The sequence below is a fragment of the Streptomyces sp. NPDC002773 genome (assembly GCF_040295605.1).
GTDB lineage: Bacteria > Actinomycetota > Actinomycetes > Streptomycetales > Streptomycetaceae > Streptomyces.
On sequence record NZ_JBEOVO010000040.1, the window covers coordinates 45,766 to 52,588 of the forward strand.

At 73.3% G+C, this 6,823-nt stretch carries 9 protein-coding genes; 7 read left to right on the forward strand and 2 right to left on the reverse strand.

Annotated elements, in window-relative coordinates:
- Positions 1-6 precede the first annotated feature (6 nt).
- The 3 genes from ABT034_RS31205 to ABT034_RS31215 are packed head-to-tail and all read left to right on the forward strand — an operon-like array spanning position 7 to position 2,138.
- Positions 7-489 carry a DUF2771 domain-containing protein gene (locus ABT034_RS31205; protein WP_351220429.1) on the forward strand — a complete coding sequence of 161 codons (483 nt, stop codon included), beginning with the start codon at positions 7-9 and terminating at the stop codon, positions 487-489.
- Between the two features lie 7 nt (positions 490-496).
- A complete protein-coding gene (locus ABT034_RS31210; RefSeq protein WP_351220430.1) occupies positions 497-1,261 on the forward strand; it encodes a futalosine hydrolase in 765 nt (254 codons plus the stop codon).
- 22 nt (positions 1,262-1,283) lie between these two features.
- Complete coding sequence (locus tag ABT034_RS31215; RefSeq protein WP_351220431.1) at positions 1,284-2,138, forward strand: 1,4-dihydroxy-6-naphtoate synthase; 855 nt, start codon at positions 1,284-1,286, stop codon at positions 2,136-2,138.
- A 25-nt stretch (positions 2,139-2,163) separates the two neighbouring features.
- Here the strand turns inward: ABT034_RS31215 and ABT034_RS31220 are convergent, their stop codons facing one another.
- Positions 2,164-2,547 (reverse strand): cold-shock protein, encoded by a 384-nt coding sequence (locus ABT034_RS31220; RefSeq protein WP_351220432.1) that lies wholly within the window; start codon positions 2,545-2,547, stop codon positions 2,164-2,166.
- A gap of 141 nt (positions 2,548-2,688) precedes the next feature.
- On the opposite strand from ABT034_RS31220, the gene ABT034_RS31225 reads away from it, so the two are divergent.
- Entirely contained in the window at positions 2,689-2,967 is a 279-nt protein-coding gene (locus tag ABT034_RS31225) for a hypothetical protein (RefSeq protein ID WP_351220433.1), read from the forward strand.
- Here the strand turns inward: ABT034_RS31225 and ABT034_RS31230 are convergent.
- Entirely contained in the window at positions 2,955-3,587 is a 633-nt protein-coding gene (locus ABT034_RS31230; RefSeq protein WP_351220434.1) for an HAD family hydrolase, read from the reverse strand. The two genes, ABT034_RS31225 and ABT034_RS31230, sit on opposite strands and share 13 nt — an antisense overlap.
- Before the next feature lie 112 nt (positions 3,588-3,699).
- On the opposite strand from ABT034_RS31230, the gene ABT034_RS31235 reads away from it, so the two are divergent.
- From ABT034_RS31235 to ABT034_RS31245, 3 genes are read left to right on the forward strand one after another with little or no spacing between them, the layout of a single operon-like run.
- A complete protein-coding gene (locus ABT034_RS31235) occupies positions 3,700-4,704 on the forward strand; it encodes a FecCD family ABC transporter permease (RefSeq protein ID WP_351220435.1) in 1,005 nt (334 codons plus the stop codon).
- The gene (locus ABT034_RS31240; RefSeq protein ID WP_351220436.1) at positions 4,701-5,759 is read left to right on the forward strand and encodes a FecCD family ABC transporter permease; all 1,059 of its coding nucleotides are present in this window, start codon (positions 4,701-4,703) and stop codon (positions 5,757-5,759) included. The genes ABT034_RS31235 and ABT034_RS31240 overlap by 4 nt, the downstream gene beginning before the upstream one ends.
- Positions 5,756-6,571, forward strand: coding sequence for an ABC transporter ATP-binding protein (locus tag ABT034_RS31245; RefSeq protein WP_351220437.1), 816 nt, complete (start codon positions 5,756-5,758; stop codon positions 6,569-6,571). The genes ABT034_RS31240 and ABT034_RS31245 overlap by 4 nt, the downstream gene beginning before the upstream one ends.
- The last annotated feature ends 252 nt before the right edge of the window (positions 6,572-6,823 follow it).

Below are 6,823 nucleotides of genomic sequence, written 5' to 3' on the forward strand. Positions count from 1 at the left end.
CGGCTCATGACCGTTGCGTTCTTCTCCGGCTCGCGCCGCCGGGCCGCCGTCGCCCTCGGGGCCGTCTCGGCCGGCCTCCTCGTCCTCTCCGCCTGCGACAAGCCGACTCCGCTCGCGACCGTGACGGTCGGGACCGACTCGATCCACTCCGAGGCCTCCTGCTACAACGACGGCGAGGCCATCAAGGAGTCGCAGATCCAGCAGTGCCTCAACAAGAAGGCCGAGAAGTCCATCACCGTGGCGATGGACGACAAGATCCGCTTCGGGGTGGACCCCGAGATCGCGGACAACGGCTGGACGATCTTCCTCGGCGGCCAGCAGGCCGAGCCCGAGCCGTACAAGAAGACGTACCGGACCATTCCGGCCAGCGCCTTCTTCTCCACCCAGCCCGGCGCCGAGGCCACCGACAACACCCAGGTGACCATCGTCGAGAACACCGGCAAGAAGCTGACCGGTGTCTGGCACTTCCAGCTGAAGAAGGAATCCTGATCCTCCGGTGCCCCACCGGATCCTGATCGTGACGGCCGTGGCGGCGGAGGCGGACTCCGTCGCCGCCGGCCTCGGCCACGGTCTCGGCGGCCCCGGCGACGCGGAGCTCCTTCCGCTGCCGGGGGGCCTCGTGCTGCGCCGTCACCCGGGCCCTGACTCCGGCCGGATCGATGTCCTCGTCGGCGGGGTCGGACCCGCCGCCGTGGCCGCGTCGACCGGGACCGCTCTGGCGTACGCGTCCCTCATGGACCCCCGCCACCCCTACGACCTGATCGTCTCCGCCGGGATCGCCGGCGGATTCCCCTCCCGCGCGCCGCTCGGCTCCGTCGTCGTCTCGGCGGCCGTCGTCGCCGCCGACCTCGGCGCCGAGACCCCAGGCGGGTTCCTCGCCGTCGAGGAGCTCGGCTTCGGGCGGTCCGCGCACCCCGTGCCAGAGGCCCTGACCGGCCGTATCGCCGCCGCCCTGGCCGCCGGGGGCCTGCCGCACACCGTCGCACCCGTCCTCACCGTCTCGACGGTCACCGGCACCGCCGGCCGCGCCGCCGAGCTCGCGGAACGCCATCCGGGGGCCGCCGCCGAGGCCATGGAGGGCTTCGGCGTCGCCGAGGCCGCCGCCGGGTACGGGGTCCCCGTCGTCGAGATCCGGGCCGTGTCGAACGCCGTCGGCCCCCGCGACCGGGCCGCGTGGCGCATCGGCGAGGCCCTGGAGTCGCTGGGGCACGCCTTCCGGCTGCTCGGCAAGACCGTCTTCGTGGAGCTGGAGCCGTCGTGACCAAGCTGGAGCTGGAGCCGTCGTGACCAAGCTGAAGATCGCCTACTCGCCCTGCCCGAACGACACCTTCGTCTTCGACGCATGGGCCCACGGCCGCGTCCCGGGCGCCCCCCGCCTCGACGTGACCTTCGCCGACATCGACGTCACCAACGGCTGGGCGGAGAGCGGCACCGACACCCACGACGTCCTGAAGGTGTCGTACGCCGTGCTGCCGTGGATCCTCGACGAGTACGCGCTGCTGCCCTGCGGCGGCGCCCTCGGCCGGGGCTGCGGGCCGCTCGTCCTCACCCGCGATGCGGGGACCGGCGCGGACCTCGCGGGGAAGACGGTCGCGGTGCCGAGCGAGCGTTCCACCGCGTATCTGCTGTTCCGGCTCTGGGCGGCCGAGAGCGTGCCCGGCGGGGTCGGGGACGTCGTCGTGATGCCGTTCCACGAGATCATGCCCGCCGTGCGGGACGGGAAGGTCGACGCGGGGCTCGTCATCCACGAGGCCCGCTTCACGTACCAGAACTACGGGCTCCACTGCCTCGCCGACATGGGCGAGCACTGGGAGTCCACGACCGGTCTGCCGATCCCGCTCGGCGCGATCGTCGCCCGCCGCTCGCTCGGCGCCGAGACCCTTGAGCGGCTCGCCGCGGCCGCCCGCGCCTCGGTGCGGATGGCCTGGGACGACCCGGCCGCCTCACGGCCGTACGTCCTGGAGCACGCGCAGGAGATGGACCCGAAGGTGGCCGACCAGCACATCGGCCTCTACGTCAACGAGTTCACGGCCGACCTCGGCGAGCACGGCTACGCGGCGGTCCGCGGGCTGCTCACCCGCGCCGCGGCCGAGGGGCTCGTACCGCCCCTCGGCCCGGACGCGCTCGCTTTCCCGTAGCGGGACCCAGTTCCCGTGGCCGGACTTACACGTCGAGCTGGTCGGCGACCGCCCGCAGCAGGCCGGCGATCTTCGCGCCCTGGGCCTTCTCCGGGTAGCGGCCGCGCTCGAGCGCGGGCGTGATGTTCTCCAGGAGCGTCGTCAGGTCCTGGACGATGGACGCCAGTTCGTCGGGCTTGCGGCGCTGGGCCGCGGCGACGGACGGCGTAGGGTCGAGGATCGTGACGGTGAGCGCCTGGTCGCCGCGCTGACCGGCGACGACCCCGAACTCGACCCGCTGCCCCGGCTTGAGTGCGTCGACTCCGGCAGGGAGTACCGACGAGTGGACGAAGACGTCGCCGCCGTCGTCACGGGAGAGAAAGCCGAAGCCCTTCTCACTGTTGAACCATTTGACCTTGCCGGTAGGCACGTCTGTCCTCGTCCTCGTACTCGTCGATGGGTATGGCAAACAGCGGGTCGGCCGACCCGTCGGCACCAAGGCTAATGGTCCGGCGGCCGGTGACAAGACGGTGCCGGTGTGTTCCTGTGGCCTGGGAACTACCCTGGCCGGATGCGTACTGAAACCCACGCCGCACCGGCGAACGACAGCGCTCCGGGTGACGGCCTCGTCAAGGCCGGTGTGATCCTCTTCGCCGTCGGCGCGGTAGCGACGCTGGTCACCGTGGCTCCGCTGTTCCTCGGCACCGACCCGTTCCCCACCGTGGCGTACACCGTCTCCATGCTGATGGGGGTCGGGTTCCTCGTCGCCGGCGCCGGGGTGCTGCGGGCGATCGCCGCCCAGCGGCGGCAGGCGCGGGGCGGTCCGGCGGCGCCGGTTCAGGCCCGGTAGCCCTCCCACCAGGGGCGGAAGTCCGTCAGGTCCGGCAGGACCACGTCCGCGCCGGCCTCCTTCAGTTCCTCGGCCGCGCAGGGGCCGGTGGCCACGGCCACCGAGAGGGCGCCCGCCGTCATGGCGCCGCGGACATCGCCGACGTGGTCGCCCACGTACACCTGGGCGCCGTGGGCGCGCAGGGCCTCCGCCTTGCCCTCGGCCCACAGGCCGCCGGCCACCGCGTCCGGTTCGATGCCGAGGTGGGCGAGGTGCAGCTCGGCGTGCGGGCCGTTCTTCGCGGTGACGACGATCGTGCGGCCCCCGGCCTCGCGGACGGCCTCTACGGCGTCCCGGGCGCCCGGCATCGGGTGCGAGGGCTCGATGGCGTACGAGGGGTAGAGCGCCCGGTAGCGGATCACCATCTCCGGGACGTGCTCCTCGGGGAACCAGTACGCCATCTCGTGTTCGAGGGGCGGGCCGAGGCGGGTCACGACGAGGTCCGCGTCGATCACGGCACCGGTCTCGGCGGCGAAGGCCTGCCAGGCCGCCTTGATGCCGGGGCGGGTGTCGATCAGCGTCAGGTCGAGGTCGAAGCCGACGGTGAGGGAGGTCGCGGGGGCGGAGGGCGGGGTATGCATAGTGGCCATTCTGGGGGACATCGGGCTCTGATGTTCGAATCTCGGTGCTGCTTACACTGAGCCAAGCCTTACCGAACCCCGCACCGCCCGACGCGCCACCCGATGGGTCCTGATGCCAGCCGCTTTCCGTACCAGACGGGTCCTCGCGACCTCGGCGGCTCTCGTCGCCCTGCTCCTCGCCGTCCTCCTCAGCCTCGCCGTCGGCGCCCGCCCCATCGCGCCCTCCACGGTCCTCGACGCACTGCTGCACGGCGGTACGAGCCCCGACGCCGAAGTCGTACGGCAGCTCCGCGTCCCCCGGACCCTCATCGGGCTCATGGTCGGCGCCGCGCTCGCCCTCGCCGGCACCGCGCTCCAGGGCATCACCCGCAACCCGATCGCCGACCCCGGCATCCTCGGCATCAGCCAGGGATCCTCCGTCGGTGTCGTCCTCGCGATCGCCTTCTTCGGGGTGCACAGCCTCACCGGGTACGTGTGGTTCGCGTTCGCGGGCGCCGCGCTCGCCGCCGTCGCCGTCCACGCCATCGCCTCCGGCGGACGCGGCGGGGCGACGCCCGTGAAGCTGGCGCTCGGCGGGGCCGCGATCAACGCGCTGCTGTTGTCCGTCACCACCGGCATCCTCACCACCAGGGCCTCCGCGCTCGACGAGTTCCGGTTCTGGCAGATCGGCTCCCTCGACGGCCGGGACGCGCAGCTCGTCGGCCAGATCTGGCCGTTCCTGCTGATCGGCGCGGTCCTCGTCGTGTCCGTCGCGCGCGGGCTCGACGCGCTCGCGCTCGGCGAGGACGTCGCCAAGGGGCTCGGGCAGCGGGTCGCGACCGTGCGGATCGTCGGCGGGGTCGGGGCGACCGTCCTCACCGGGGCGGGCGTGGCCGCCGCCGGGCCCGTCGCCTTCGTCGGCCTCGCCGTCCCGCACATCGCGCGGGCCGTCGTCGGCTCCGACCACCGCTGGGTGCTGCCGATGGCCGCCGTCATCGGTCCGGTGATGCTGCTCGTGGCGGATGTCGCCGGGCGGATCGTGTTCCCGCCGGGCGAGGTGCCCGCCGGGGTGATGACCGCGCTGATCGGCGTTCCGTTCCTGGTCACGCTCGTACGGCGGAAGGCGGTGCCGGCGTGACCGCCGTGGACCTGAGAACCAGGCCCGCCGGGTACGGGATCGTGCGCGCCGGACGCGCCTCCTTCCTGCTTCACCGGCGCTCCGCCCTCGTCGCCGTGGGCCTGCTGCTGCTCCTGGCCGCGTCCAGCGTCGCGTACCTCTGCGTCGGCGAACGGTTCGTCGAACCCTCCGAGGTCCTCCGCGTCCTGCTCGGGGAGGCGTCACCTTCGACGTTCGTCGTGGAGGAGCTGCGCGCGCCCCGGCTCGTCGTCGCCCTCGCCGTCGGCGCGGCCTTCGGGATCGCGGGCGCCCTCATCCAGACCGTCGCCCGCAACCCGCTCGCCAGCCCCGACATCATCGGCATCAGCCAGGGCGCCGGGGCCGTCACCGTGGCCGCGATGACCTTCGGCCTCACCTCGTACACCGTCCTGCCGTACCTGTCGGTCGCGGGCGGGGTGCTCGCCGCCGCGCTCGTGTACGCGTTCGCGTGGCGCGGCGGGCTGCACGCGACCCGGTTCGTCCTCATCGGCATCGGCTTCGCGATCGCCCTGCGGTCCCTCACCACCCTGTTCATGACGAAGGGCGACTACCTCGTCGCCCAGCAGGCGCAGATCTGGATGACCGGCTCCCTCAACGGGCGCGGCTGGGACGAGTCCGCGCCCATCCGCTGGACGCTGCTCCTCCTGCTGCCCGCCGTGCTCTGGGCGGCCCGCGCCCAGCGGACCGTGTCCCTCGACGACGACACGGCGACCGGACTCGGCGTACGGCTCGGGCGGGTCCGGCTCGGGCTCGTCGCCGTCGGGGTCGTCCTCGCGTCCGTGGCGACGGGTGTCGCGGGGCCGGTGGACTTCGTGGCGCTGCTCGCTCCCCAGATCGCCCGCCGGATGACGCGGACCGCGCAGATCCCGCTGCTCTGCTCGGCGCTCACCGGCGCCGCGGTCGTCGTCCTCGCCGACCTCGTCGGCAGGCGGCTCTTCTCCCCCGTCGAACTGCCGGTGGGTGTCCTCACGGCGGCGATCGGCGCCCCGTATCTGATCTGGCTCATCGTCCGGAGCCGTACGGAAGGCAAGGCATGACGAGCAGGCTGACCGCGCGCGAGCTGACGCTCGCCTACGAGGACCGCACCGTCGTCCACGAGCTGGACCTCGCGATCCCCGACGGGAAGGTGACGGTGATCGTCGGGCCCAACGCGTGCGGCAAGTCCACGACGCTGCGAGCGCTCGGGCGGCTGCTCAAGCCGGCCGGTGGCGCGGTGTTGCTCGACGGGGAGGAGCTGGCGAAGCTGCCGACGAAGCAGATCGCCCGCTCCATCGGGCTGCTTCCGCAGACCCCCGTGGCGCCCGAGGCGATCACCGTCGCCGACCTGGTGTCGCGGGGGCGGCAGCCGCACCAGGCCTGGTGGAAGCAGTGGTCGGAGGAGGACGAGCGGGCCGTCACCGACGCCATGGCCCGAACGGACGTGACCGCGCTCGCCGACCGGTCCGTCGACGCGCTGTCGGGCGGGCAGCGGCAGCGGGTGTGGATCGCGATGGCCCTCGCGCAGGAGACGGACCTGCTGCTCCTCGACGAGCCCACGACCTATCTGGACATCGCCCACCAGGTGGAGGTCCTCGACCTGGTCCGCCGCCTGAACCGGCTGCGCGGGCGCACCGTCGTCCTCGTCCTCCACGACCTGAACCAGGCGGCGCGGTACGCCGACCATCTGATCGCCATGAAGGCGGGGCGGGTGGTGGCGGAGGGGGCGCCGGGGGAGATCGTGACGGAGTCGCTGGTACGGGACGTCTTCGGGCTCCGCTCGATGGTGGTCCCGGACCCGGTGACGGGGTCACCGCTGGTGGTGCCGGGGGAGCCGTGGCGCGCGGACGTGCCGGAGCAGGCCGGGGGTTGAGGGGCCCCGCGCCCACCCCCGTGTGGGCAACCGCCCCGTCGCCCCGTCGCCCACCGCCCGTGTGGGCAACCGCCCCGTCGCCCCCCTCGCCCACCCCCGTGTGGGCAATCGTCCCGTCGCCCCCCTCGCCCACCCCCGTGTGGGCAATCGTCCCGCTGGGCGGGACGGGTGGGCACACGGGACGGCGCCCTCGGCGGCGCCTCCGCCCCTTGTGCCCGGACCCGCACCAAGCAGTGCGGCGCGCACCGGGTG